The following is a 24,122-nucleotide window of genomic DNA, read 5'->3' as shown; positions in this document are numbered from 1 at the left end:
CCATTATGAACCGAAAGCCCACATCACGCGGGCTTTCGACCTTTTGTCAGCAATCATCGGCAGCATTGCAACCAACAGCGCCAAAGGCGCTAACAGTGGGGCTAATGCCGGGGAAATTGTTATTCTCTTTAACCACCTGAACTCCGTGAATGCCTATAATCTGGCTAGAGAGCTCTAGGAAGCTAATAAGCAAGGAACTCCTACCGAAATAATCTGGAACAAATACAACAAACTGAGCGCTGCACACCGGGCAGAAATGTTATCTGCCTGTGCCGGGAACGGTGGGTTATGCACACTGACCTATCAGGCTGAAATGGACGGCGGGATAAAAACAGCGGATGCTATTAGTGGTCTGAGATGGATGTTTGATTCATCAGCTGAAAATGCCCATCGTATTAGCCAGTTTGTAACGACAGAAAACCAGAACGATTTAGGGCTGTTATATAACTCGCTGCCTGCCTGGGAAAAAGGTGCGCTGATAGCCAAAGAGGCGGTAGAATCTGCCAGTATTGGTGGCGCTATCGGCAGTAAAGCTTCCATTGCTTCGATTATTGGGAAACGCCGAGGAAGCGCAATACCGGTACCAGAGCCAATAGTCGCTTCTAATGGGCTAACTTACAAATCAAACCCTAAACATACTCCCGGAGGTGATGGAAATCGCAAAAATGCAGGAATAGAACCTAGAGACTCTCTAATTCTTTTTGAAAACTCTATACCAAGCTCAAAAAACTATAACAATAAAGAGGTTCGATTCTCAGTAGATAAGAACGGTAATGTTCACCGATTCGAAGGAACTAACGGAGAATATCATTGGAATGGCAGCTCCGGAGATATTAACAATTCCTTAACAAGCAAACAGGTGCCAAGTGATATTCAGAAAAAACTAGGGGTGAAACTAAAATGATTTATGGTGATCCATTTTACTTTTCTCTTCAATTTGACATTGTTGAGTCATGGAACTCTCCAGATAGCTTTTGGAAAAATGGAATATTTTCTTTCTATTTAGAAGGGAATAAATTATTTGACATTGTTGATGTTTTCGAATTAAGAACAACAATTGGATTTTACTCAAATATGAAAATAGATGAGTTAGCATGTAATGATATTCCCTTTGATCCTATTACCTTATACAGAAATGCAGAAAGTTATTTTACAGGGGAAGGAGAAGATCTTATTGATGGCTTGTTTGATATGACTTGTACTGCAATGGGGGATAATGGCTATTATATTTATTTTATGAAAACAAGCCAAAATGATCGCCTAATTTGGAGTATTGATGATGGGAATACAATAAAGGAGACATTATTACCTGCCGGTACAGTTGATTCTGTAATTCAAAAAATGTCACAATGTCCGTTAACTAAAATATCTACTAATGACTCGTAAGTCTAGATAAAACTCTAATCCCAGTCAGCTACGGCTGGGATTATTTTAACTTGGCGGATTAGATTAAATAAGGATAAATATTTTCTATTTATCAGTCTAATGCAGAGTTAGGATTAAAAATTCCAACCATCTCAGCCAGTTTGTAACGACAGAAAACCAGAACGATTTAGGGCTGTTATATAACTCGTTACCCGCCTGGGAAAAAGGCGCGCTGATAACCAAAGAGGCGGTAGAATCTGCCGGTATTGGTGGCGCTATCGGCGGTAAAGCTTCCGTTGCTTCGATTGTTGGGAAGAATCGTAATGTTGGCAACACAATAGATTCAGGCAAAACTAAAGAAACTCAAATATGGACGGAAACGAAGAAAAAAGAACCTGTAGCAAATGCTTATGGTCACTGGGATAAACATAAAAGTGAATTCCCTGAATATCAGAATTCAAAACAATATGTTGAAGCCACCCATAATTTTATTAAAAATCCTCCGAAAGGAACTTTAATCAAAACCCGAGCTAATGGAGATACTTTATATTACAATTCAGAGACAAATATTTTCGCAGTAAAAAATGCGGATGGTGTTCCTAAAACAATGTTTAAACCAAATCCAGTAGATCATGGATATAAAACAAATTTGGATTACTTCAATGCACAAAAATAATAGATTATATGTATGCCGTGTATGTGGTGCAGAACAATTAGATCCTCCGTGGGGTGGAGATGGCAATTCACCAACGTTTGATATTTGTGATTGCTGTGGGGTGGAATTTGGCTATGAAGATGCTACTTTAACAGCATTAAAAAATTACAGATCTAAGTGGTTGGATAAAGGCGCAAAGTGGAATTTCGAAAGATCCAAGCCAGAAAATTGGTCACTAGAGGAGCAGATATCAAATATACCTAAAGAATATTTGTAAAATTTAAGAGTCTACAAATGGATTTGCGTGATCTCTTGTTAATGAAATGATTATCCTCCCGTGTTAGCAGTACGCTAACACGGGGAATTATCAGCCAGTTGATTGATTAAACACACGTTCAAGCAAGCCCTGAGCGTTTTCAGTGCCGGGAATTGACATACCCATAAGTTATCTGTTCCAAAAAAATTGCGAAATTTTCGACCTATCGTATAACAGACAGAGAATATAAGTACAGTTACTAACTTTTTCCCGGTGACACAATGAGTAATAAACGTCTTTTTGAAAAAATAGATTATAACAGTGATTCAGAGTGGGTTATGAAGGAGTTTTTTAATTCTATATATTCCCAAGGTGAATTTTTATGGGCTTTACCGCTTGTTCTAAAAAAGGACGGGTGTGGAGTTAATGAAACCTATTGTATTTTTCCAAACTTAGATGATCCCGATCCTGAAATACCATTTTGAAGGAATAATGTTCGGTGTATGGGAAGGTGAAGTTATTGTTTCTGAATCCATCGGCTTTGAATATATAAAACTAGCCTGTGAGAAATATCTTCAATTACATCCAGAAGATACAGAGCAAGTAAAATCCTTACTTGCTCAACTCCCTTAAACCAGAAAGATCCCAGTACCAAAAGCTGGGATCTTTTCTTAATACGCTTGAACAACTGCCAACTTGGGAAAAAGGTGCACTAATAGCCAAAGAGGCGGTAGAATCTGCCGATATTGGTGGCGCTATCGGCGGTAAAGCTTCGGTTGCTTCGATTATTGAGAAGAATAAACAGCCTTATCAGCCGAATCAGGGTGCTGTTGGTAATATGAATGAATTCCTGAAACAACCGGATTTTGGGAGCCAAATTAAAGGAAATACTCAAAAAACTAGTAAAATGTATGATGGGCAGAGTATTTATTCTGCAAAAAGTGACATTGATAAATATATCAAAAAAGGCGATCAGATTTACTTAGATGGTGATCATAAGAATCATCTTGAAATTTTTGATAAAAGAGGAAATTTTAGAGTTGTGCTTAACTTGGATGGTTCAATTAATGATGCTAAAACTAAAGCTGCGGAGGGGAGAAAATTAAAATGATGAAAACTCTAAACAAACTTAGCTATTGTATTAATTTACTCTCACTTAGGAAAAATATCCAATCTGAGTTAAATCTGAATTTAGATATTACCGAAAAATACAAGGAATATATTTATGATTTTGAACAGGCAGTGATGTTACTTAACAGAACTATTGAAGAAAATGATCAAATAGCTATTCAATGTGCGCTGACAAGAGTTCGGATTACATCATTGAATCTGTCTAATCTATATGCAGATATTATCGACGATGTTGTATCAATAAACAGTCAGGACTTGTGGCCTGAGATTCCAGAAGATTACAAAATACCTGATCATTATAACTATCCTCGAAACAAATAACTCACAACCCCAGCCACGGCTGGGGCTTATTTACCTGTCAGTTACTATTTACTTATCAGAGAAAATTATTTAAAAAGAGGGTAACAATAACATCAGATAAAACATTCAGCGATCCAATGAAAATTCAGGCGGGTGGCAAAATCATCGGCAGCGTTACCCACAGCGCCAAAGGCGTTAACAGTGGTGCCAATGCCGGGGAAATTGTGAGATCTCTGACCTCACCTAACAAAGCGCTGATTTTTTTATCCGGCATTTTGTCAGTAATAAATAATAAGTGCGCTTTCTCAAGCGCACCTTATTTATTACTTCAATTAATCATAATACGGACTAGCTATTAATCATCGCATGCATTTCCTGTACAGAAATCACCTGCTCAGTTGGATCAGCACTCAGTGCCATTGTTGTAGCAAATCCACCATTTAATGTGGTGTCATAATGCACTTTATATTGCAGTGCACTGCGGCGAATAAGTTTGGAATCTTCAATCGCCTGACGACCCGCAGTCGTGTTTACAATATAGCTATATTCACCATTTTTGGTTCTATCCTGAATATGCGGACGCCCTTCGTGAACTTTATTCACCAGACGAGGGTTAATCCCCGCTTCACCTAGCACAACCGCAGTACCGTGAGTCGCATCCAGTTCAAAGCCCTGTTTCAGCAATTTAGCGGCCAAATCCACAACCCGGCCTTTATCACCTTCACGCACGGACAAAAGTGCTCTACCATTTTGCGGAATTCTGGCGCTACACCCCAATAGTGCCTTTGAGAAAGCTTCGGCAAATGTACGCCCAACCCCCATCACTTCGCCGGTTGACCGCATTTCAGGCCCCAGAATCGGATCCACACCTGGGAATTTGTTGAAAGGCAATACAACTTCTTTCACCGAATAGTATGGTGGAATGATCTCCTGAGTTGCATCTTGCTCAACCAGAGATTGACCAACCATCACACGAGCCGCAACTTTCGCCAGTGGTAAACCGGTCGCTTTAGAAACAAATGGCACAGTACGAGCCGCACGCGGGTTGACTTCAATCAGATAAACTTCGTCATTCTTGACAGCAAACTGGACATTCATCAAGCCACGTACACCCAATTCAAACGCCAGTTCTTCTACCTGCTGACGCATGACATCCTGGATTTCCTGACTTAGGGTGTAAGCAGGCAATGAACAAGCTGAGTCGCCGGAATGCACACCGGCCTGTTCAATATGTTCCATAATGCCGCCGATCAATACACGCTCACCGTCACAGATAGCGTCAACATCCACTTCCACTGCATCATCAAGGAAACAATCAAGCAATACTGGGGCATCATTAGAGACATTGACCGCCGTCTGGAAGTAACGACGTAGGTCAACTTCGTCATATACGATTTCCATCGCACGGCCACCCAAAACATAGGATGGACGAACCACCAACGGATAACCCAGAATATTTGCCTTCTCAACTGCCCGTTCTATCGTGGTCACTGTGGCATTTTCGGGTTGTTTCAGGCCAAGGCGATTTACCGCCTGTTTGAAACGTTCACGGTCTTCCGCACGATCAATCGCATCCGGGCTGGTACCAATAATGGGAACACCGGCAATTTCCAGTTCACGAGCTAATTTCAGCGGAGTCTGCCCACCATATTGAACAATCACCCCTTTTGGCTGCTCAACACGCACAATCTCAAGAACATCTTCCAAAGTCACCGGTTCGAAATAGAGACGGTCCGAAGTATCGTAATCTGTTGAAACGGTTTCCGGGTTACAGTTCACCATGATGGTTTCATACCCATCTTCACGCAGTGCCAAGGCCGCATGAACACAACAATAGTCGAATTCAATCCCCTGCCCAATACGATTAGGGCCACCACCCAATACCATGATTTTTGGCTTGTCACTATTCGGATTAGCCTCACACTCATCTTCATAAGTGGAATACATGTATGCAGTATCAGTCGCAAATTCTGCCGCACAGGTATCAACGCGCTTGTAAACCGGATACAGATTATATTTGTGGCGCAGTTTGCGGATCTCTTTTTCGGCCACACCGACCAGTTTCGCCAAACGTGCATCAGCAAAACCTTTACGCTTCAGATGGCGCAGGAAGTCGGCCGTCAAGCTGTTAATGCCCTGCTCTGCTACTTGCTCTTCCAATCGCACGAGTTCTTCAATTTGCACTAAGAACCAGCGATCAATATCAGTCAGGTTAAAAACACCATCAACAGACATACCCGCACGGAAAGCATCCGCGATATACCAGATACGTTCAGCACCTGCATCTTTTAATTCGCGACGAATTTTAGTCAATGCTTCTGGATCATCTAAACTGACTTTCGGGTCAAAACCGGTTGCCCCCACTTCCAAACCACGCAATGCTTTTTGCAGAGATTCTTGCTGAGTGCGACCAATCGCCATCACCTCACCAACAGATTTCATCTGGGTTGTCAGACGATCATTGGCTCCAGCAAATTTCTCGAAATTAAAGCGAGGAACTTTAGTAACTACGTAGTCGATAGAAGGTTCAAAGGAAGCTGGCGTGCGACCACCAGTGATATCATTCATCAATTCGTCAAGGGTATAGCCCACAGCCAATTTAGCGGCAATTTTAGCGATCGGGAAACCTGTCGCTTTCGAAGCCAGCGCAGAAGAGCGAGAAACGCGTGGATTCATTTCGATGATAACTAAACGGCCATTTTTTGGGTTCACCGCAAACTGTACGTTAGATCCCCCAGTTTCTACACCGATTTCACGCAATACCGCCATCGAAGCGTTACGCATGATTTGATACTCTTTATCCGTCAGCGTTTGCGCCGGAGCGACCGTGATGGAATCACCGGTGTGAATCCCCATTGCATCAAAGTTTTCAATAGAGCAGACGATAATGCAGTTATCGTTTTTATCCCGCACAACTTCCATTTCATACTCTTTCCAACCAATCAGAGATTCATCAATCAAGAGTTCGTTGGTTGGTGAAAGATCCAGGCCACGCTCACAAATTTCCTCGAATTCTTCGCGGTTATAAGCAATACCGCCACCACTTCCTCCCATAGTAAAGGAAGGGCGGATAATACAAGGAAAACCGACTTGATCAGCAACTGCCAGCGCTTCTTCCATTGAATGAGCGATACCAGAACGCGGAGTTTCCAAGCCAATCTTTTTCATTGCTATATCGAAACGGCGGCGATCTTCCGCTTTGTCAATCGCATCTGCGGTAGCGCCAATCATGGTAACGCCAAACTCTTCCAGTACTCCCTGACGCTCTAGTTCTAGCGCACAGTTCAGTGCAGTTTGTCCGCCCATTGTTGGCAGAATCGCATCGGGGCGCTCTTTTTCAATGATTTTACGTACCACTTCCCAGTGGATCGGCTCAATGTAAGTGGCATCGGCCATTTCTGGATCAGTCATAATAGTAGCAGGGTTCGAGTTCACCAGAACGACACGATAACCTTCTTCCCGTAACGCTTTACAAGCTTGTGCTCCCGAGTAGTCGAATTCACAAGCCTGACCAATGACAATTGGACCCGCTCCCAAGATCAGGATACTTTTAATATCAGTACGTTTTGCCATTTTATTTTCTCCTGATTACTTGGTGTTATGACGATTATTTTTCTGACAATACTGCTCAATGAGTTCAATAAAGTGATCAAATAACGATGCAGTCTCATGTGGACCGGGGCTAGCTTCTGGATGCCCCTGGAAGCTGAATGCAGGTTTATCGGTACGATGAATCCCTTGCAACGTACCGTCAAACAGAGATTTATGAGTAACGCGCAAATTTGACGGCAGTGATTTTTCATCCACAGCAAAGCCGTGGTTTTGTGCAGTAATCATTACAACATTACATTCAAGATCTTTCACCGGATGGTTACCACCATGATGGCCGAATTTCATTTTCATAGTTTCAGCTCCACTGGCTAACGCCAACAATTGGTGTCCAAGGCAGATACCAAAGATCGGAATCTCTGTCTCAAGCAGGGTTTTGATTGCATCGACTGCATAACCACAAGGTGCCGGATCTCCTGGCCCATTGGACAAGAAAATACCATCTGGATTCAGCTTCAATACATCCTCAGCCGGTGTCTGAGCGGGAACCACTGTCAGGCGGCAGCTACGATCCACCAGCATTCGCAAGATATTACGTTTTGCGCCAAAGTCATAAGCAACAACATGATAAGGCAGATCCTGTTCTTGCTTATCTTCCGGTAATCCCCCCGCCAACGTCCAGCTCCCCTGTAACCACGGATAAATCTGTTTAGTTGTCACCTCTTTTGCTAAATCCATCCCCTCCAGCCCCGGAAACGCTTGCGCTTTTTCCAGTGCAACCTGAGCGTCAATCTGTTTACCTGCTATAATACAACCATTCTGTGAACCCTTTTCTCTTAACAAACGTGTCAGTTTACGGGTATCGATATCTGCTATCGCAACAATATTATGACGTTTAAGGTAATCGGAAAGTGTTTCTTCGCAGCGGAAGTTACTGGTCAACAGTGGTAGATCACGAATCACTAGCCCTTGGGCCTGTACTTTTAGTGATTCTTTATCGACTGAGTTAACACCGACATTACCAATATGGGGATAAGTAAGAGTGACAATTTGGCGGGAATAGGAAGGGTCTGTGAGAATTTCTTGATATCCGGTCATCGAGGTATTGAAAACCACTTCCCCAACTGCCGCCCCTTCCGCACCTATGGCACGACCGTGGAATTGGGTTCCATCTTCCAGAACCAATATAGCTGACTTAATCAAAACACCCTCCAAAGAATAATTACTCGCAATTAGTGCATATTAATTCAGATTTATTCCTCAAAATCAATGCCAAAGCTGCTTTTTAGGCAAAATTTTGGCAAATTGCGCGCATTCTAATGATGAGAGGGAGAGTTGTCTACAAAAAATGTTACTTTTCTTATTTTTTTACACATTTCACTGAGTGAATTAATGAAATAAGACTAAAAACAGCAATAAAACTAATTTAGAAAACGGTAATCAGCATAGAAAACTTGATTCTCAGATGAAAAGTTGAAAATAATCATGAAAAGGAGAAAAAAGCAGAAAATTAAGGTTAGAAATAAGATAAAAATAGAAAAAAAAACTAAAAAGCAATGAAAATAAACAAAGAAATTAAAAATCGCACAATAAAATATTTAATTATGCGATATCAATAAGTTGTAAAAATTTTCTTTCAAAGTAAGTCGAGATTTAGCACATCTTTCATATCAAAAAGACCACTATTTTTACCACTCAGCCATAAAGCAGCCTTTACAGCGCCATTTGCAAATGTCATCCGACTGGAAGCCTTATGAGTTATCTCTACTCTCTCCCCAATATCTGCAAACATAGCGGTATGCTCGCCCACGATATCCCCTGCACGGACAGTTGCAAAACCAATACTTTTTGGATCACGTTCACCGGTATAACCTTCACGGGCATAGACAGCACACGCTTTAAGATCCCGCCCCAAAGCATGAGCAATAGATTCTCCCATTGCTAAAGCTGTTCCTGATGGAGCATCCACTTTATGGCGGTGATGTGCTTCAATAATTTCGATATCACTATACTCGCCCATCACTTTCGCTGCTTTTTCCAATAATTTAAGCACCAGATTTACACCAACACTGAAATTCGCAGCAAATACAATCGGGATATCAGCAGAAGCCTCTTTAATTGCCTGTTTACCAGCCTCATCAAAGCCAGTTGTACCGATCACTATCGCTTTACCGTTCTGGCGACAAATTTCAAGATGAGTCAACGTTCCTTCCGGACGGGTAAAATCGATAAGGATATCAAAATCATCAACGATACTTTTCAAGTCATCACAAACAGTCACACCTGTATGACCAATACCCGCCAACTCTCCGGCATCTGCGCCAATCAGAGAAGAACCGGAGCGTTCCAAAGCTGCACCAAGAGCAACACCATCTATTTGATATATGGCCTGAATCAACTGACGTCCCATACGCCCACCAGCGCCAACAATAGCAACACGAATATCTGTATCAGCCATAAGCCCTCACTATATTTAACACGATGAACAGTCAGATGAATGCTCTAAATAAAGAGTATATGCAATACTTTATTCTTATTTATCTTGATAATTTAGCTAATTTCTTTAACTTCAACACGTAACTCTTTTGGCACTTCAAATACAATATTTTCTTCTCTACCGTGTAATTCTTGGACGGAATCAGCACCAAGATATTTCAAGCGTTCAATAACTTGCTGAACTAGAATATCCGGTGCCGAAGCGCCCGCGGTTACGCCAACCAAAGAGATGCCGGTAATCCACTCTTCTTTAATATCCTCAGCAGAATCTATCAAGTAAGCAGGTTTACCAACCCGCTGAGCTAACTCAGCAAGGCGATTAGAGTTAGATGAATTCTTCGAACCCACAACCAAAACAACATCGGCGTCAGACGCCAGATCCCGTACCGCTTCCTGGCGGTTAGTCGTCGCATAGCAGATATCATCTTTACGGGGACCAACGATGTTTGGGAATCGCGCATTAAGTGCATCAATCACTTCTGAAGTATCATCAACAGATAATGTGGTTTGAGTCATAAAACACATGTTGTCTTCATCTTTGACTTTCAAGTTCCATACATCTTCCGGAGATTCAACCAGATACATTCCACCTTCCGCATTGTTGTACTGACCCATTGTACCTTCAACTTCGGGATGTCCAGCGTGACCAATCAGAATAGCTTCTTTGCCTTTGCGGCTGGCTCTTGCTACCTCCATATGGACTTTAGTCACTAGAGGACAAGTCGCATCGAACAACATTGTCAAATTGCGAGAACGTGCTTCAGCACGAATAGCCTGTGAAACACCATGTGCCGAAAAAATCAGAATCGCATCATCCGGTACTTCTGAAATTTCTTCAATAAAGATAGCACCCCGCTTGCGCAGGTTATCTACAACATAACGGTTATGCACAACTTCATGACGAACGTAGATCGGCGCACCATATAATTCCAGCGCGCGCTCTACAATACTGATAGCACGGTCAACACCAGCACAAAAACCGCGGGGGTTAGCCAGCAATATCTGCATGGTTTTCCTCCAATTGTGGATCAATTTCCAACACTTCAATTTCAAACGTGACGTTCTGATCAGCTAACGGGTGATTGAAATCAACAGTCACAGATTCTTCTGTTACAGCTTTGACTATGCCCGGCATTTCACTGCCATTCATTGCCGTAAATAACATTATAGTGCCAATTTCAGGAATACCCATTTCAGCAAAATCACGCGGAGTAAAATATTGGATCAGATCAGGATTTGGTTTACCAAATACATTCTCACCAGCCAGAGTAAAGGTATGTTTATCTCCGTCTTTTAGCCCAGTAAGCTGCTGTTCCAAAGGTGAAGAAAGGGTTCCATCACCTAAACGAAATAATGCAGGTTTGCCCTGAGTGTGAGTGGAGTCGACAATAGAGCCATCTTGCAGTTTTAAAGTGAAGTGCAGTAAAACTGCACTATTCGCCTGCACCTGATTTGACATATTACTTATCCCACTTTGATGGTCTTTTCATCCGGGCTTAGAAAGCTATCAATGATAACCAATCCAGCCCCGATACATATCGCCATATCAGCGATATTAAAAGTTGGAAAGTGCCAATCACCGACATAAAAATCAATAAAATCGATGACAAAACCATGAACCAACCGGTCAAACAGATTACCCAATGCTCCACCAATAATCAGGGCATAAGCGATATTACTCAGTTTCTTCTTTGCACTGGCACGATACATCATCACCATCAGTACAACTGAAATAGCAACGGCAATGAATGCAAAGAACCAACGCTGCCAACCATCTTTCTCTGCAAGGAAACTAAAAGCCGCCCCAAAATTCTGGGCATAAGTCAGATTAAAATAAGGTATCAATGGAACGGATTCATACAGATGAAAGTGTTGCAACACTAGCTGCTTACTACCCAGATCCAAAATCAATACCACAACAACTAACCAAAGCCAGCGAAGGCCGGTGGAGCAAATGGGTTTATTCATCAGGCAAACTTACGCTCTTCGCCGTTACCGGCAACATTAGTTACACAGCGGCCACAAAGTTCTGCATGTTCCGCCACCAATCCCACATCTTTAGCGTAATGCCAGCAACGAGGACATTTTTCGCCATCCGCTTTGCGGAAAGCAATTTTCAGACTACCGATTTCGCTTTGTTGCGCATCTTCACCAGCCTGCTCATAATCTGCAACAACAACCTGAGATGTTAGCAGAACAAAACGCAATTCATCTCCGAGGCTATTCAGTTTATCCGCCAATTCATTATCGGCGTACAGCGTCACCGCGGCTTCCAGTGAACTACGGATATGTTTGTCTGCGCGTGCCTGCTCCAGCACTTTGTTAACCTCACCACGCACAGCCAACAAATCAGCCCAGAAAACATCATTCATTGGTTCGCCTGCGGCCAGACCAAACAAACCGTCGTACCACTCTTCGGTAAATACATATTGAGCACGTTTGCCACCAGGCAACTCATTCCAAACTTCATCAGCAGTAAAGGAGAGGATAGGCGCCATCCAGCGAACCAATGCTTCCGCAATATGATACAGCGCAGTCTGACAACTGCGACGAGCCAAACTATCGCTCTTAGCGGTGTATTGACGGTCTTTAATGATATCGAGATAGAACGATCCCATCTCCACGGAACAGAATTGCATCATACGTTGAACAACGGTGTGGAAATCATATCTATCGTAACATTTGGTAATGTCCGCTTGCGCCGCTTGAGCACGCCCCACAGCCCAACGATCCAACACAGCCATCTCTTCTGGTTTAACCCTATGCTGTTCAGGATCGAAACCATTCAGGTTTGCCAGCAGGAAACGCGCCGTGTTACGGATACGACGATATGCATCAGCAGAGCGTTTCAAAATCTCATCGGATACCGCAATTTCACCGGTGTAATCGGTAGAAGCAACCCATAGACGCAGAATATCTGCCCCTAATTTATCCATGACATCCTGCGGACTGATGGTATTACCGATAGATTTAGACATCTTACGGCCCTGACCATCCACAGTGAAACCATGCGTTAACACCTGACGGTAAGGTGCTTTACCTTTTATTGCCGTTGAGATCATCAGGGAAGACATAAACCAGCCACGGTGCTGATCTGAACCTTCAAGATAGATATCCGCAGCGTTACCCTGGAATTCAGGGCGGGCATCAACCACCGATGCGTGAGTTGATCCCGAATCGAACCAGACATCCAACGTATCAAAAATTTTGACATAGTTAGCCGCATCATCACCTAACAGTTCGGCTGGTTCCAGATCCCACCACGCCTGAATACCGTCAACTTCAACACGTTTTGCAACTTCTTCCATCAATTCGATAGTACGTGGATGAAGCTCTTCCGTCTCTTTATGGACAAAAAGAGACATCGGCGTACCCCAAGTACGTTGACGTGAAATACACCAGTCAGGGCGATTTTCAACCATTGCCTCAATACGGGCCTGACCCCAACCCGGAATCCACTCAACCCCTTTGATCTCCTGCAACGATTGTTTACGCAGACCATTTTGCTCCATGCTGACAAACCACTGCGGCGTGGCACGGAAAATGATAGGTGTCTTATGGCGCCAGCAGCAAGGATAACTGTGCTGTAATTTTTCCAAATGCAACAACGCATTGTTTTCACTCAGGATATTCAGCACAACATCATTCGCTTTAAAGACAAACACACCATCCAGAGAAGGATAAGTACCGGGCAGGTAGCAACCATTAGGGCCAACCGGGTTTGCAACTTCCAAGCCATATTTCTGACCAAGAACAAAGTCGTCCGGGCCGTGACCTGGGGCCGTATGCACAGCACCGGTACCCGCATCCAAAGTCACGTGATCACCCAGTACAACCGGTGAATCAAAACCCATAAATGGATGTTTAAAGCGCAACAGCTCCAATGCAGCACCCGTACAACTCCCTAATACTACCCACGAAGTTATACCTGCGCGCTGCATCACACTTTCTACCAAATCAGCAGCCAGGATCAGGCATTCACCCTCAATCTGTACTAATTGATAGCTAAATTCAGCATGCAAAGCGATCGCTCGGTTAGCCGGCAACGTCCACGGCGTGGTTGTCCAGATAACCAGAGAGACCGGTTGATCTGCTACCTGCACACCAAATTTCTCACAAACGGCAACTGCATCAACCGCATTAAAACGCACATCAATCGATGGAGAAGTTTTGTCGTAATACTCAACTTCTGCTTCGGCCAGTGACGAACGACAATCAGTACACCAGTGAACAGGCTTGGCACCTTTCAACAAATGACCATTAGCGATAATACGGCTCAATGCGCGAATAATGTCGGCTTCGGTCTTAAAGTCCATCGTCAAATATGGACGTTCCCAGTCACCTAATATGCCCAGACGGATAAAGTCTTTCTTCTGACCTTCAATTTGCTCTTTAGCATATTTGCGGCACTCGGCACGAAATTCAGCGGCGGAAAATTTTTCCCCCGGCTTACCAATAATCTGCTCAACCTTAAGCTCAATGGGTAAACCGTGGCAATCCCAACCAGGGATATATGGCGAATCATATCCCGCCATTCCTTTGGATTTAATAATAATATCTTTGAGAATCTTATTGACTGAGTGACCAATATGAATACTGCCATTCGCGTAAGGAGGGCCATCATGCAGAATAAATGTTTTTTTACCGGCTTTTGCTTTACGAATTACTTGATACAACCCATCTTTGTACCAACGTTTTAACATATCTGGTTCGCGCTTTGCTAAATCTCCGCGCATTGGAAACCCTGTTTCTGGCAGATTCAGGGTGTTTTTATAGTCACTCATTCGATTCTCAATTCCAATTTTCCGCTAGATACATGACACAGGTAGCTGCTTAAAAAATTCCTTCGCAGCAACCAAATCATTCGCAATTTGCTGCTTGAGTGCATCAAGGGAAGCAAACCGCTGTTCATTACGCAATTTTTTACGTAACACCACATCAATATAACGCCCATAGAGATCCATTTGGGTATCAATTAGATGTACTTCAAGTTGTTGACCCTGACCAGAGACTGTTGGACGTGTACCAATATTGGCAACACCCGGTAAAGGCTGGTCTCCCAAACCATAGACTTCAACAACATAAACGCCGTGTACCGGAACCACTAATCGTTTTAACGGCAAATTTGCTGTTGGAAAACCAATAGTGCTCCCTAGTCGCTTACCATGAACGACCCGGCCACAAATGCTGTATGGATGTCCCAATAATGTTTCGGCTAATACCAAATCATCATCTTGCAGTGCTTGACGGATAGCTGTGCTGCTAATCCGTAAACCATCATCACAAAAACTTTCACTGCTGGTCACATCAAAGCCGTATGTCTCACCGGCTCGCTGCAAAAAGGCAAAATCACCACTGCGAGATTGACCAAAACGAAAGTCGTCTCCTACAGCGAGAAACTTAACACCCAATTTTTCCACCAGCAACCGTGAAACAAAGGCTTCTGGCGTATTTGCCGCAAAATTTCTATCAAATTTCACGCATAATAAATAATCCACTCCACATTGGGCGAGATATTTGGCTTTATCCCTTAATCTCGTTAGACGCGCAGGAGCATTACCCTTAGCAAAAAACTCCAAAGGTTGTGGTTCAAAAATCATGACCATTACTGGTAATCCCAGACGCTGCCCTTCGTGTTTTAAGTGTTTCAGTAGTGCCTGATGACCTCTGTGGACACCATCAAAATTACCAATCGTCAACACGCAACCGCGGTGACATGTCCGGATATTACGTATACCGCGAATTAGCTCCATAGCTGGCTCAATACCCTGGAAATTACCAAATTATACCTTGTACAAAGCTCAAGGTTAACCCACCATCATAAGATGATTTAAATCAATAGCCCTGATTCATACAACAAAAACGAGCAGGAATCCCGAAAAATATTCATTTTATTTCTATCTGGACTATTCAATGAGATTTTTATTGTGAAAGACTGTATTCCCACTAAGTAAACTGATAAAATCCTGCGCCATCACAACGAAACAAGTTGCCGCGGTACAACGGCGCTTATTTGCACAAATCCATTGACAAAAGAAGGTTGAACAGGCATATTCCTCGGCCTTTGAATTGTCCTCGATAGAATATATTTGGGAGTTGGACCTTGGCTAATATCAAATCAGCTAAGAAACGCGCCATACAGTCTGAAAAACGTCGTCAGCATAACGCTAGCCGTCGTTCTATGGTGCGTACCTTTATCAAGAAGGTATATGCTGCTATCGCTACCGGCGATAAAGAAGCTGCGCAGAAAGCATTTCATGACATGCAACCTATTGTCGATCGTCACGCCTGTAAGGGTCTGATCCACAAAAACAAAGCAGCACGTCATAAATCTAATCTGACGGCGCAAATCAACGCAATGTAATAATTTGCGTTTGGGTTACTGAAAAACCGGCCTGCGCCGGTTTTTTTGTGTCTGCAGTTACTATCAATTATTTTTTAAGTACGCTTCTTAGATAGCACATTAAACAACGCAGAAAAATCTTTATTACATACCCTTTGAACAGCCGGGTGTTGAATCATTCGCTCAGCAAAAATCACATAATACTCTTCCTGCACGGCATCCAACCGACCAATCTCGGCAATATCATTATCTGTAAAAATATCATTGGTATACAAAGATGGCGCCACGAAAATCGCATTATGATACATACCAAACGCTTTCATTAACGCGGCATCATCAAACTCACCTAGTACTTCAACCTGAAGATTTTTATTACGTATCCAAGTCAACAATTTACGCCCCAACATAGAGCGACGCCCTGGAACCAATAAGCGACGTTCCTCCAAACATTCCGGGAAAGGTTTTTCCGGGATAGGTTGTCGGCAGAAGAAACTCACATCACATTCACCCAGTTTTACCGAGAACAGCCCTTCCTGTTGGGAAGAATCCACCGGGCAATCAGACAATATCATATCGAGTTTGTGCTGGCTGAGTTGTTCCAGCAACAACTCATGGGTTGATTCAAAACAACGTAGATGAATCTGCTCATGTTCCACAACCGCCGTTTTTAATACCTGGCTAACCAGACGTTTGGACAGTGCATCAGCAACACCAACATCAAATAAAAGATTAGATTCACGGCTGTAGTTAACGATATCCAACATCTCCTGGCTTAGCATAAACATCTTATCCGCATAGCGGAAGATAAGCTGTCCTAGCTCTGATGGCACTAATCCCCTGCCCTGACGTTTGAACAGTTTCCCTCCCAGACGCTCCTCCAGCGCTTTTATCTGTCCTGTGATCGTTTGAGGTGTTAGATAAAGCGCTTCTGCCGCCCCAACCACTGATCCTTCCTTGCAAACATGCCAGAAATAATAGAGATGATTAAAATTCAGATGTGACACCCGCATACGTTTTTCCTTATGTATCGCTTACGTCTGGTAGACAACGCCAGCCATACATTACTAATCCACCGTCTCCCGGTGATTTTCTGTTTTTTCACTACATAAAGTATCCGCGATACAATTTTAGTTGTTGTACCGCAAATACAAAAATGATGAGTCAGTCCAGAAATTTTCTCTAAAATGTAGAACTTCATTTGGCTAAGTTAATGAATTTATCCCCACTCTGCCATCACTTTTTCTTTGGTAAGACCATTCGTAACAAGCCATACCCCATAAACGCAGCGATGGTTGAACCTATCAGAATGCCAAGACGGGAATAGACACTGAAAGATTCATCCGCTCCTTCAAAAGCCAATCCTGAAATAAAGATAGACATAGTAAAACCGATTCCACAAAGAACAGAGACCGCAAATATCTGTTTAAGATTAATCTGCTGTGGCAATTTAGCAAATCCGATCTTAATAGAAATATAGCTAAAAAGAAAAATGCCCAATGGCTTACCAAGAAACAGAGCCACAGCAATACCTAACGGTAACATATCGGTCAAACCATTTAACGTAACGCCATTCAGGGCTACGCCTGCATTGGCAAATGCAAATAATGGCAAAATAAGATACGCCACCCAAGGATGCAAACCGTGCTCAAGTAATTCAGATGGTGAATGACCATTCTGACCACGCAGAGGAATCAGAAAACCAACAATGACGCCAGCTAGTGTTGCATGAACACCCGATTTCAAGATGCAAACCCAAAGGATAGTGCCAACAGCCAGATAAGCCGATGTTTTTTCGACACCACGCCAATTCATCCAAACCAGCAAAGCAATCATTGCCGCTGACAATCCAAGCGCCACAAGAGAAACCGTTTTGGTATAAAACAGAGCGATAATCACAATAACGCCCAGATCATCAATAATCGCGAGTGCCAACAAGAAAACCTTGAGTTCTATTGGCACCCGCTTAGACAATAGCGCCATCACCCCCAAGGCAAAAGCAATATCGGTTGCCGCAGGAATAGCCCACCCTTGACGGGTAAATTCATCATTGCCATTAAATAACAGATATATCAGTGCCGGAGCGGCCATACCTCCTATCGCCGCTATTACCGGAAATATTGCCTTATCACGCCCCGCTAAAGAACCTTCCAGCAATTCCCGCTTGACTTCCAGACCAACAATCAAAAAGAAGACAGCCATTAAGCCGTCATTAATCCATAACAATAAAGGCTTATTGATCTCCAGTGCAGCGAATTGCACTACCATCGAAATATTAAGAAATTGCTGATAAATACCCTGTAATGGCGAGTTTGCCATTATCAGCGCAATAATGGCAGCAATGATAAGAAGGAGCCCTCCAGCCGCTTCTAATTTCAGGAATTGACGAATAATTGCTGTCACGATGATTAACCTCTGAAACTGATCGAGCTTAAATGGTACTCTAGCTATGGTTTCGAAAAAAATCGATTTTATAACCAGAATAATTCGATATAACCGATCTATTGATGATCTACATCTCAATAAAATAGATTATCAATCAGAGGAAATCGTTAAGTGAAGCGTGCCTATTTATTTTACATTAGCACCAATTTCCCGCATCTTAGCCAAAATGCGGTTTAAATCATCTTCTGATAGTGTTAACTGTGTTGCTATATATACCCTTCATCTTTCAAACTGCTGCTTTGTTGGCAGCTTTCACTCACCCCAGTCACATAGTTATCTATGCTCCTGGGGATTCGTTCACTTGCCGCCGCGCTGCAACTCGAAATCTATTAGGTATAGAATAGAATGTGCGGAGAAATAACACGTGGCATTTTCCCGCCCGTGTATTTTCTCCATTGATTGTTACCGGAAACTCCCGCTAAATCGGCCATTTGTTCTCCCGTGAAACCTAATTCTTCTTTGAGTTTAATGAGATCTTCTGTAGTAGGAGGAGAATAATTGCCGATCAGTCGCATAAGTATTCCAGAACAAAGCCCCTTACGGGGCCAATTAATTAAATGAATTTGAGCGCTACCTTATATTATTACACAATAAAAAGCAGCCCTTTTAGGGTTAATTGTCAATGTTGATCGATTAATTTTTCACCTCAAAATATTAGTATTCAATATGACTTCATATTATGCAAAATATATTTTTTCAGAATTTATATAGCTAGATAATTTCTAAGGATTCGACAGAAAAGATAAAATAAGACAATAATAACGAGAAAACAGCATGAACAATTAACAGGTATTAAAACTGGTCATATTGCAATCTTTAAATACAAAAAAAGAATTAAGAATATTATTAATATACACTAATCATTTGAAAAACAAATCAATATCGATTAATAAACAACAAATCATCTTTACATCCAATAACATTTTTTCTTTTAGTAGGCATTATTGAGTGATATTCCTCACTATTAGTGACAATAATTGGCGATATAATCTGAATTTTATTCTCTTGAAGAAATTCCAGATCAAAATTAACTAATACCTCACCGGCAACTACTCTCTGCCCTTCTATAATTTGCAAATTAAATCCCGCTCCTTGCAAACCTACCGTTTCAATACCAATATGAATTAATAACTCCACTCCTTGATCGGAAATTAAACCAATAGCATGTCCAGTCGGAGTAATCATTGAAACCTTGCCATTAAAAGGCGATTTAACCACACCTTCGGTAGGAATAATAGCAATACCATCACCAATAATTTTTTCAGAAAAAGTGTCGTCAGGTACTCTTGAGAGAGATTCTATTGTGCCGGTCATCGGAGAACGTAATATGATTTTCTTCTTTTTTGAAAAACGTGGCTTTATTAATACTATAGAATCAACATTAGATTCTAATTTCATTAATAAAGTGGATATAAATGCCACTAAGAAACTACTAAAAATGCCAAGCAAAATAAAAATAAAATTATTGCTATCTTTTTGCATATAAAAAGGTAATGACACCAATCCCGGTACACTAAAAGCAAATATTTTCACAGAGAAAATACCTATAATAGCGCCACCAACGGCTCCACCCATTAATGCAGCATAAAAAGGTTTTCTTAATTTAAGCGTAACGCCATACATTGCAGGTTCAGTTACGCCTAAAAAAGCAGAGAATGAAGATGAATAAGCTAATGATTTCATTTGCCTGTCTTTAGTTTTAATTGCGACTGCTAATGTCGCACCAGCTTGTGCAATATTACTCGCAAAACTGATGGGTAATAACATAAAATCGTATCCAAGAGATTTAAAATTAGCAAAAACACTTGGCAAAAAGGCATAATGCATTCCAGTAATAACTAAAATAGGTATCAATCCACCTAACAATAATCCCGCAAACGGTCCAGCCACGGAAAATAATATTAAAAGCCACTTTTCAATATACAAACCAATTGTATTTCCCAACGGTGCAGCAATAATCAATAAAATAGGTGCAGAAATTAATAAGACCAATAATGGTGTAAATATTATTTTCAATACCGTTGGAATAAACCTATCTACCCATCTATGAATATAACTGAGCAACCAAACCCCTAAAATAATTGGAATGGCAGTATAACTATAATGAATAGCGGGAATAGTAATACCAAATACACTGAAATATCCACCACCAGAACTGCTCACAAGATCAGATAATGTTGGATAAATTAAAATACACGCTAATGTGGCGGCAATAAATTCATTTGTTTTAAATTTTCTTGCCGCTGAAAAAGCCAAAAGAACAGGCAAAAAATAGAGAGGTGTATCAGAAAGAATATATAATAATTTATACTCATTACTCTGCTCTGAAACCCAATCCATCATATAGAAAAAAATTAATCCGCCTTTAAGTAAACCCGCCCCTACAATTGCAGGCAATATGGGAACAAATATGCCTGAAATGACGTCAAGAATATGACTAATGAAACCCTTTTTTGGACCATAATGATTTCCTTCATTTTCTTTTAACTGCTTAATTATTTCACTAAATATTTCAACAACTCTATTGCCAATAATTATTTGCAATTGCCCGCTGTGAAAATGTGCTCCAATAACCCCCTGCATTTTTCTGATCGCAGCAATATCTACTTTACTATCATCTATAATATTAAAACGCAATCTGGTAACACAATGCCAACTTTTATTTATATTTTCTTGTCCGCCAATAAATATAATGATCTCTTTTGCAAAATCTTCATCTCTCATTTTATTCACCACCTCCCAAAAAATCTAAATCACATAAATATACTCATCTAATACCATTAGCGATTGACACTTATTTGACGATCCATTTACTTATCATTCTCTGCCCTTATAACTATCATTAACCACCCGCTCTATATGAATGACTAAATAAATCAATTCATCATCGGGCACTTTCCATTGGTATTTCTCCCTCAGATATTTAATTAGCTTAACTGCACAGTTGTAGCTTTTGAAATACTTTTCTTCTATCAACTCTTGCAGAGAAAAATCCATCTCAATCGCAGAAGAATGCTCATTTTTATTTTGTCTAATCAGGAAATAGCGCAAATGCGTAATAAAACGAGAGTAATTTACCGAGGTTGTATCAAGGTTAACATGAAAATAGTAGTGAATAAGCTTAACCGTTTTATTAATCAAATTCGTTAATTTTAATGTATCTCCCATTGTTTGCCCTTCATATTGAGCATTGACAAAATGCAAGGCAATCAATGAGGCTTCTATCGGCGGTAATGGTTTTTCAATCTGGTCATTAATATAGATAAGCGCCTGTTTACCGACTTCATATTCCAACGGGTAAAGATGAGGGATCTCCCATTGTAAGACATTACCAATCTGATATCCTTTACTCATTCGCTCAAATGCAAAGTTTAAATGCTCTGACAAAGTAATGAGTAATGAATCGTTGAGAGATTTGCCAAGAAGATCTTTCCCTAATGCGATAATTTTCTCGGTTAGCTCTATAACTGAGACTGGAATAGTCGCAATAATTTGATTAATTCTATCGTTCTTTTCAACAGTGAAGACTTTTTCAACATCTTGAATATTCAGCCTATCGCCTTTTTTTCTATTAAAACCTATGCCCTTATCCATTAGAATAACTTCATTATTATTCTCATCAACGGCAAGAACGACATTATTATTTATGAGTTTTACTATCGTTAACAAAAGAGATACCTTACAGGATAAACTATTATATGCACCAATATATGCACCAACCTAAGCCTATAAAATAGGTGAAATATATTTGTGACCTGGTTGTGCCTGAGTCTAATCAGTAACACTCCTGTACACTATATTCATTATGTTACCTTTTAAGCTAAAACATTATTTTTACAAAGTCAACGACACAGCAACATATCCACTTACCCAGGATATTTATGATAAGCATCACATTTTTACCAAAATTACATTTAATAACTTGCAAGTATCGCAAGGAGTAATTAGTTTTTGACCAACTGATATAGGCTTGTTACCGACTTAGTTGCGACTGACGTCGGGCAAAACCTAATCCATCACGCTACAGTTCCCTTATTCCAAGGCGATTGTAGATGGTGGGTTAGGTTTTTTTTTACCTTAAATTTGGCCTTTCGCTGTTTTCAGCGTACTAAAATGAAGGAGAGGTCCAATGAGATACGAAAGTCTGGCTGAGAAAATAGTCAGCACAATAGGTGGGAAAGAGAATATATCTAGCCTAGTCCATTGTGCGACTCGTTTACGATTTAAACTTAAAGATAGCAGCCTGACCAATAGCGAATTACTCAAACAGACTGCGGGAATTATTACCGTAGTAGAGAGTGGTGGGCAATATCAGGTAGTCATCGGTAGCCATGTAGGTGATGTTTACGATGATATTAATCATAAATACTTACAAGATGACGCAGAAGCAGCACAAAATATAACTTCACCACAAGAGATAAAACGAGATAACGCCAGAGGTTTAAAACGCATTCTTGATGTCGCCATTGATATTATTTCCAGTATTTTTACCCCGCTATTAGGTGTATTGGTTGCAGCCGGATTAATTAAAGGCATTCTCGCTTTATCCAACGTATTCAATTGGATGAGCATAGACAGCGGTACCTATAAAATTTTATACGCTACCGGTGATGCAATGCTCTATTTCATGCCTATTTTATTAGGGTATACCGCAGGTAAGCGGTTCGGAGGCAACCCTTTTATTACCATGGTTATCGGGGCAGCCTTAACCTATCCAACCATGACCGAGACATTTAAACTTTCACAAATTACGCCTGCTATTCACCTCAATTTCCTTGGTGTCCCTATTACTTTCATTAATTACAGCTCAACAGTTGTTCCCATTATTTTATCAGCATGGTTTAGCTGCTTGCTGGAAAAGAAGTTTAACAGTTGGTTTCATTCTTCCTTCAAAATGTTTGCCACACCTTTCCTATGTCTATTGATTACGGTTCCTTTGACTTTTCTAGTTATTGGCCCTATAGCAACAGAGCTCAGTGATAGCCTGGCAGCGGGATATCTCTTTTTCTATCAATTAAATCCGGTCATTGCTGGACTTTTGATGGGCGCATTGTGGCAGGTTTGTGTCATTTTCGGTCTGCATTGGGGACTTATCCCAATAATGATCAATAATATGATGACCCAGAAAAGAGATATGCTCTCTCCACTGCTCCAGCCAGCAATATTTGGTCAAGCAGGTGCAACTCTGGGGGTATTTTTACGTACACGCGATAAGAATATGAAAACATTATCAGGTACCGCACTGATATCAAGTCTCTTTGGCATCACTGAGCCATCTATTTATGGTGTCACACTGCCACTAAAACGCCCATTTATTATCGGTTGTATTGGCGGGGCACTTGGCGGGGCAATTGTCGGTTTCTATTCAGGAACAGCATATAACGTTGGCGGCATGGGTATCTTTGCATTTACCTCATTTATTTCTCCCTCCGGCATAGATAGTGCTTTCTGGAGTGTCGTATTAGGTTCGTTAGGTTCATTTGTCTTCTCCTGTATCGCAACCTATTTATTCGGTTTGCCATCAGAAGTAAAAGCTTCACCAATAACATCCCGTACAAAAAATTAATTTAAACTCTGAGAGGAAG

General features: G+C 41.3%; 24 protein-coding genes and 1 pseudogene. 11 read left to right on the top strand and 14 right to left on the bottom strand.

The window, feature by feature from the left end; genetic code table 11:
- Positions 1-43: 43 nt before the first annotated feature.
- The 9 genes and pseudogenes from LG003_RS13750 (at position 44) to LG003_RS13710 (ending at position 3,728) form a co-directional block, all read left to right on the top strand.
- Entirely contained in the window at positions 44-178 is a 135-nt protein-coding gene (locus tag LG003_RS13750) for a hypothetical protein (protein WP_262980981.1), read from the top strand.
- A 78-nt stretch (positions 179-256) separates the two neighbouring features.
- Positions 257-904, top strand: a complete 648-nt coding sequence (locus tag LG003_RS13745; protein WP_262980980.1) for a hypothetical protein — start codon at positions 257-259, stop codon at positions 902-904.
- Positions 901-1,386, top strand: coding sequence for an immunity 42 family protein (locus LG003_RS13740; protein ID WP_112876451.1), 486 nt, complete (start codon positions 901-903; stop codon positions 1,384-1,386). Before LG003_RS13745 ends, LG003_RS13740 begins: the two co-directional genes overlap by 4 nt.
- Positions 1,387-1,513: 127 nt before the next feature.
- Positions 1,514-2,041 (top strand): annotated as a pseudogene (locus LG003_RS23495) (DUF637 domain-containing protein); the annotation flags it as partial.
- A complete protein-coding gene (locus LG003_RS13730) occupies positions 1,998-2,297 on the top strand; it encodes a hypothetical protein (protein WP_240002994.1) in 300 nt (99 codons plus the stop codon). The pseudogene LG003_RS23495 and the gene LG003_RS13730, both read left to right, overlap by 44 nt.
- A 260-nt stretch (positions 2,298-2,557) precedes the next feature.
- A complete protein-coding gene (gene cdiI / locus LG003_RS13725; RefSeq protein ID WP_255566853.1) occupies positions 2,558-2,761 on the top strand; it encodes a ribonuclease toxin immunity protein CdiI in 204 nt (67 codons plus the stop codon).
- Between the two features lie 7 nt (positions 2,762-2,768).
- Complete coding sequence (gene cdiI / locus LG003_RS13720) at positions 2,769-2,909, top strand: ribonuclease toxin immunity protein CdiI (RefSeq protein ID WP_255566851.1); 141 nt, start codon at positions 2,769-2,771, stop codon at positions 2,907-2,909.
- Positions 2,893-3,387, top strand: coding sequence for a hypothetical protein (locus tag LG003_RS13715; protein ID WP_240000716.1), 495 nt, complete (start codon positions 2,893-2,895; stop codon positions 3,385-3,387). The genes cdiI (LG003_RS13720) and LG003_RS13715 overlap by 17 nt, the downstream gene beginning before the upstream one ends.
- Positions 3,384-3,728 (top strand): hypothetical protein, encoded by a 345-nt coding sequence (locus LG003_RS13710; RefSeq protein WP_112876449.1) that lies wholly within the window; start codon positions 3,384-3,386, stop codon positions 3,726-3,728. Before LG003_RS13715 ends, LG003_RS13710 begins: the two co-directional genes overlap by 4 nt.
- A 124-nt stretch (positions 3,729-3,852) precedes the next feature.
- Here LG003_RS13710 and LG003_RS13705 read toward each other — a convergent pair whose 3' ends face one another.
- From LG003_RS13705 to ribF, 9 genes are all read right to left on the bottom strand, one after another.
- Positions 3,853-3,981 carry a hypothetical protein gene (locus LG003_RS13705; protein WP_262980979.1) on the bottom strand — a complete coding sequence of 43 codons (129 nt, stop codon included), beginning with the start codon at positions 3,979-3,981 and terminating at the stop codon, positions 3,853-3,855.
- A 74-nt stretch (positions 3,982-4,055) separates the two neighbouring features.
- Positions 4,056-7,280, bottom strand: a complete 3,225-nt coding sequence (gene carB / locus LG003_RS13700; RefSeq protein ID WP_112876448.1) for a carbamoyl-phosphate synthase large subunit — start codon at positions 7,278-7,280, stop codon at positions 4,056-4,058.
- Between the two features lie 15 nt (positions 7,281-7,295).
- Entirely contained in the window at positions 7,296-8,459 is a 1,164-nt protein-coding gene (gene carA / locus LG003_RS13695; protein WP_112876447.1) for a glutamine-hydrolyzing carbamoyl-phosphate synthase small subunit, read from the bottom strand.
- Positions 8,460-8,892: 433 nt separating this feature from the next.
- Positions 8,893-9,714, bottom strand: coding sequence for a 4-hydroxy-tetrahydrodipicolinate reductase (gene dapB, locus LG003_RS13690; RefSeq protein WP_262980978.1), 822 nt, complete (start codon positions 9,712-9,714; stop codon positions 8,893-8,895).
- Between the two features lie 92 nt (positions 9,715-9,806).
- A complete protein-coding gene (gene ispH, locus LG003_RS13685) occupies positions 9,807-10,760 on the bottom strand; it encodes a 4-hydroxy-3-methylbut-2-enyl diphosphate reductase (RefSeq protein WP_112876445.1) in 954 nt (317 codons plus the stop codon).
- Positions 10,741-11,211: an FKBP-type peptidyl-prolyl cis-trans isomerase gene (gene fkpB / locus LG003_RS13680; protein ID WP_262980977.1), complete on the bottom strand. Its 471-nt coding sequence runs from the start codon at positions 11,209-11,211 to the stop codon at positions 10,741-10,743. The genes ispH and fkpB overlap by 20 nt, the downstream gene beginning before the upstream one ends.
- Positions 11,212-11,216: 5 nt before the next feature.
- Positions 11,217-11,720, bottom strand: coding sequence for a signal peptidase II (lspA, locus tag LG003_RS13675; RefSeq protein WP_011144971.1), 504 nt, complete (start codon positions 11,718-11,720; stop codon positions 11,217-11,219).
- Complete coding sequence (gene ileS, locus LG003_RS13670; RefSeq protein WP_262980976.1) at positions 11,720-14,536, bottom strand: isoleucine--tRNA ligase; 2,817 nt, start codon at positions 14,534-14,536, stop codon at positions 11,720-11,722. The genes lspA and ileS overlap by 1 nt, the downstream gene beginning before the upstream one ends.
- 24 nt (positions 14,537-14,560) lie before the next feature.
- Complete coding sequence (gene ribF, locus LG003_RS13665; protein ID WP_112876442.1) at positions 14,561-15,505, bottom strand: bifunctional riboflavin kinase/FAD synthetase; 945 nt, start codon at positions 15,503-15,505, stop codon at positions 14,561-14,563.
- 350 nt (positions 15,506-15,855) lie between these two features.
- Here ribF and rpsT point away from each other — a divergent pair, with 350 nt between their 5' ends.
- Complete coding sequence (rpsT, locus tag LG003_RS13660; RefSeq protein WP_112876441.1) at positions 15,856-16,116, top strand: 30S ribosomal protein S20; 261 nt, start codon at positions 15,856-15,858, stop codon at positions 16,114-16,116.
- 74 nt (positions 16,117-16,190) lie between these two features.
- Here the strand turns inward: rpsT and nhaR are convergent, their stop codons facing one another.
- The 5 genes from nhaR to LG003_RS13635 form a co-directional block, all read right to left on the bottom strand.
- Positions 16,191-17,105 (bottom strand): transcriptional activator NhaR, encoded by a 915-nt coding sequence (gene nhaR / locus LG003_RS13655; protein WP_112876440.1) that lies wholly within the window; start codon positions 17,103-17,105, stop codon positions 16,191-16,193.
- A gap of 223 nt (positions 17,106-17,328) precedes the next feature.
- A complete protein-coding gene (nhaA, locus tag LG003_RS13650) occupies positions 17,329-18,495 on the bottom strand; it encodes a Na+/H+ antiporter NhaA (RefSeq protein ID WP_112876439.1) in 1,167 nt (388 codons plus the stop codon).
- Between the two features lie 371 nt (positions 18,496-18,866).
- Entirely contained in the window at positions 18,867-19,052 is a 186-nt protein-coding gene (locus LG003_RS13645) for a hypothetical protein (protein WP_192880979.1), read from the bottom strand.
- Positions 19,053-19,413: 361 nt separating this feature from the next.
- Positions 19,414-21,261 carry a beta-glucoside-specific PTS transporter subunit IIABC gene (locus LG003_RS13640; protein WP_112876438.1) on the bottom strand — a complete coding sequence of 616 codons (1,848 nt, stop codon included), beginning with the start codon at positions 21,259-21,261 and terminating at the stop codon, positions 19,414-19,416.
- A gap of 93 nt (positions 21,262-21,354) precedes the next feature.
- Complete coding sequence (locus LG003_RS13635; protein WP_112876437.1) at positions 21,355-22,206, bottom strand: PRD domain-containing protein; 852 nt, start codon at positions 22,204-22,206, stop codon at positions 21,355-21,357.
- 460 nt (positions 22,207-22,666) lie between these two features.
- Between LG003_RS13635 and LG003_RS13630 the strand changes: the two genes are divergently transcribed.
- Positions 22,667-24,103: a PTS transporter subunit EIIC gene (locus LG003_RS13630; protein WP_112876436.1), complete on the top strand. Its 1,437-nt coding sequence runs from the start codon at positions 22,667-22,669 to the stop codon at positions 24,101-24,103.
- Positions 24,104-24,122 lie beyond the last annotated feature (19 nt).

Source organism: Photorhabdus kleinii, assembly GCF_025384885.1.
Taxonomy (GTDB): Bacteria; Pseudomonadota; Gammaproteobacteria; order Enterobacterales; family Enterobacteriaceae; genus Photorhabdus; species Photorhabdus kayaii.
This window is presented reverse-complemented; position numbering and strand designations above follow the sequence as displayed.

Excerpts from the sequence above, each read along its gene's own strand:
- LG003_RS13745 (WP_262980980.1), top strand. The coding sequence starts at position 257 with ATGTTATCTGCCTGTGCCGGGAACGGTGGGTTATGCACACTGACCTAT.
- LG003_RS13740 (WP_112876451.1), top strand. The coding sequence starts at position 901 with ATGATTTATGGTGATCCATTTTACTTTTCTCTTCAATTTGACATTGTT.
- LG003_RS13730 (WP_240002994.1), top strand. The coding sequence starts at position 1,998 with ATGGATATAAAACAAATTTGGATTACTTCAATGCACAAAAATAATAGA.
- cdiI (WP_255566853.1), top strand. The coding sequence starts at position 2,558 with ATGAGTAATAAACGTCTTTTTGAAAAAATAGATTATAACAGTGATTCA.
- cdiI (WP_255566851.1), top strand. The coding sequence starts at position 2,769 with ATGTTCGGTGTATGGGAAGGTGAAGTTATTGTTTCTGAATCCATCGGC.
- LG003_RS13710 (WP_112876449.1), top strand. The coding sequence starts at position 3,384 with ATGATGAAAACTCTAAACAAACTTAGCTATTGTATTAATTTACTCTCA.
- LG003_RS13705 (WP_262980979.1), bottom strand. The coding sequence starts at position 3,981 with ATGCCGGATAAAAAAATCAGCGCTTTGTTAGGTGAGGTCAGAGATCTC.
- carB (WP_112876448.1), bottom strand. The coding sequence starts at position 7,280 with ATGGCAAAACGTACTGATATTAAAAGTATCCTGATCTTGGGAGCGGGT.
- dapB (WP_262980978.1), bottom strand. The coding sequence starts at position 9,714 with ATGGCTGATACAGATATTCGTGTTGCTATTGTTGGCGCTGGTGGGCGT.
- ispH (WP_112876445.1), bottom strand. The coding sequence starts at position 10,760 with ATGCAGATATTGCTGGCTAACCCCCGCGGTTTTTGTGCTGGTGTTGAC.
- fkpB (WP_262980977.1), bottom strand. The coding sequence starts at position 11,211 with ATGTCAAATCAGGTGCAGGCGAATAGTGCAGTTTTACTGCACTTCACT.
- lspA (WP_011144971.1), bottom strand. The coding sequence starts at position 11,720 with ATGAATAAACCCATTTGCTCCACCGGCCTTCGCTGGCTTTGGTTAGTT.
- ileS (WP_262980976.1), bottom strand. The coding sequence starts at position 14,536 with ATGAGTGACTATAAAAACACCCTGAATCTGCCAGAAACAGGGTTTCCA.
- ribF (WP_112876442.1), bottom strand. The coding sequence starts at position 15,505 with ATGGAGCTAATTCGCGGTATACGTAATATCCGGACATGTCACCGCGGT.
- nhaR (WP_112876440.1), bottom strand. The coding sequence starts at position 17,105 with ATGCGGGTGTCACATCTGAATTTTAATCATCTCTATTATTTCTGGCAT.
- LG003_RS13645 (WP_192880979.1), bottom strand. The coding sequence starts at position 19,052 with ATGCGACTGATCGGCAATTATTCTCCTCCTACTACAGAAGATCTCATT.
- LG003_RS13640 (WP_112876438.1), bottom strand. The coding sequence starts at position 21,261 with ATGAGAGATGAAGATTTTGCAAAAGAGATCATTATATTTATTGGCGGA.
- LG003_RS13630 (WP_112876436.1), top strand. The coding sequence starts at position 22,667 with ATGAGATACGAAAGTCTGGCTGAGAAAATAGTCAGCACAATAGGTGGG.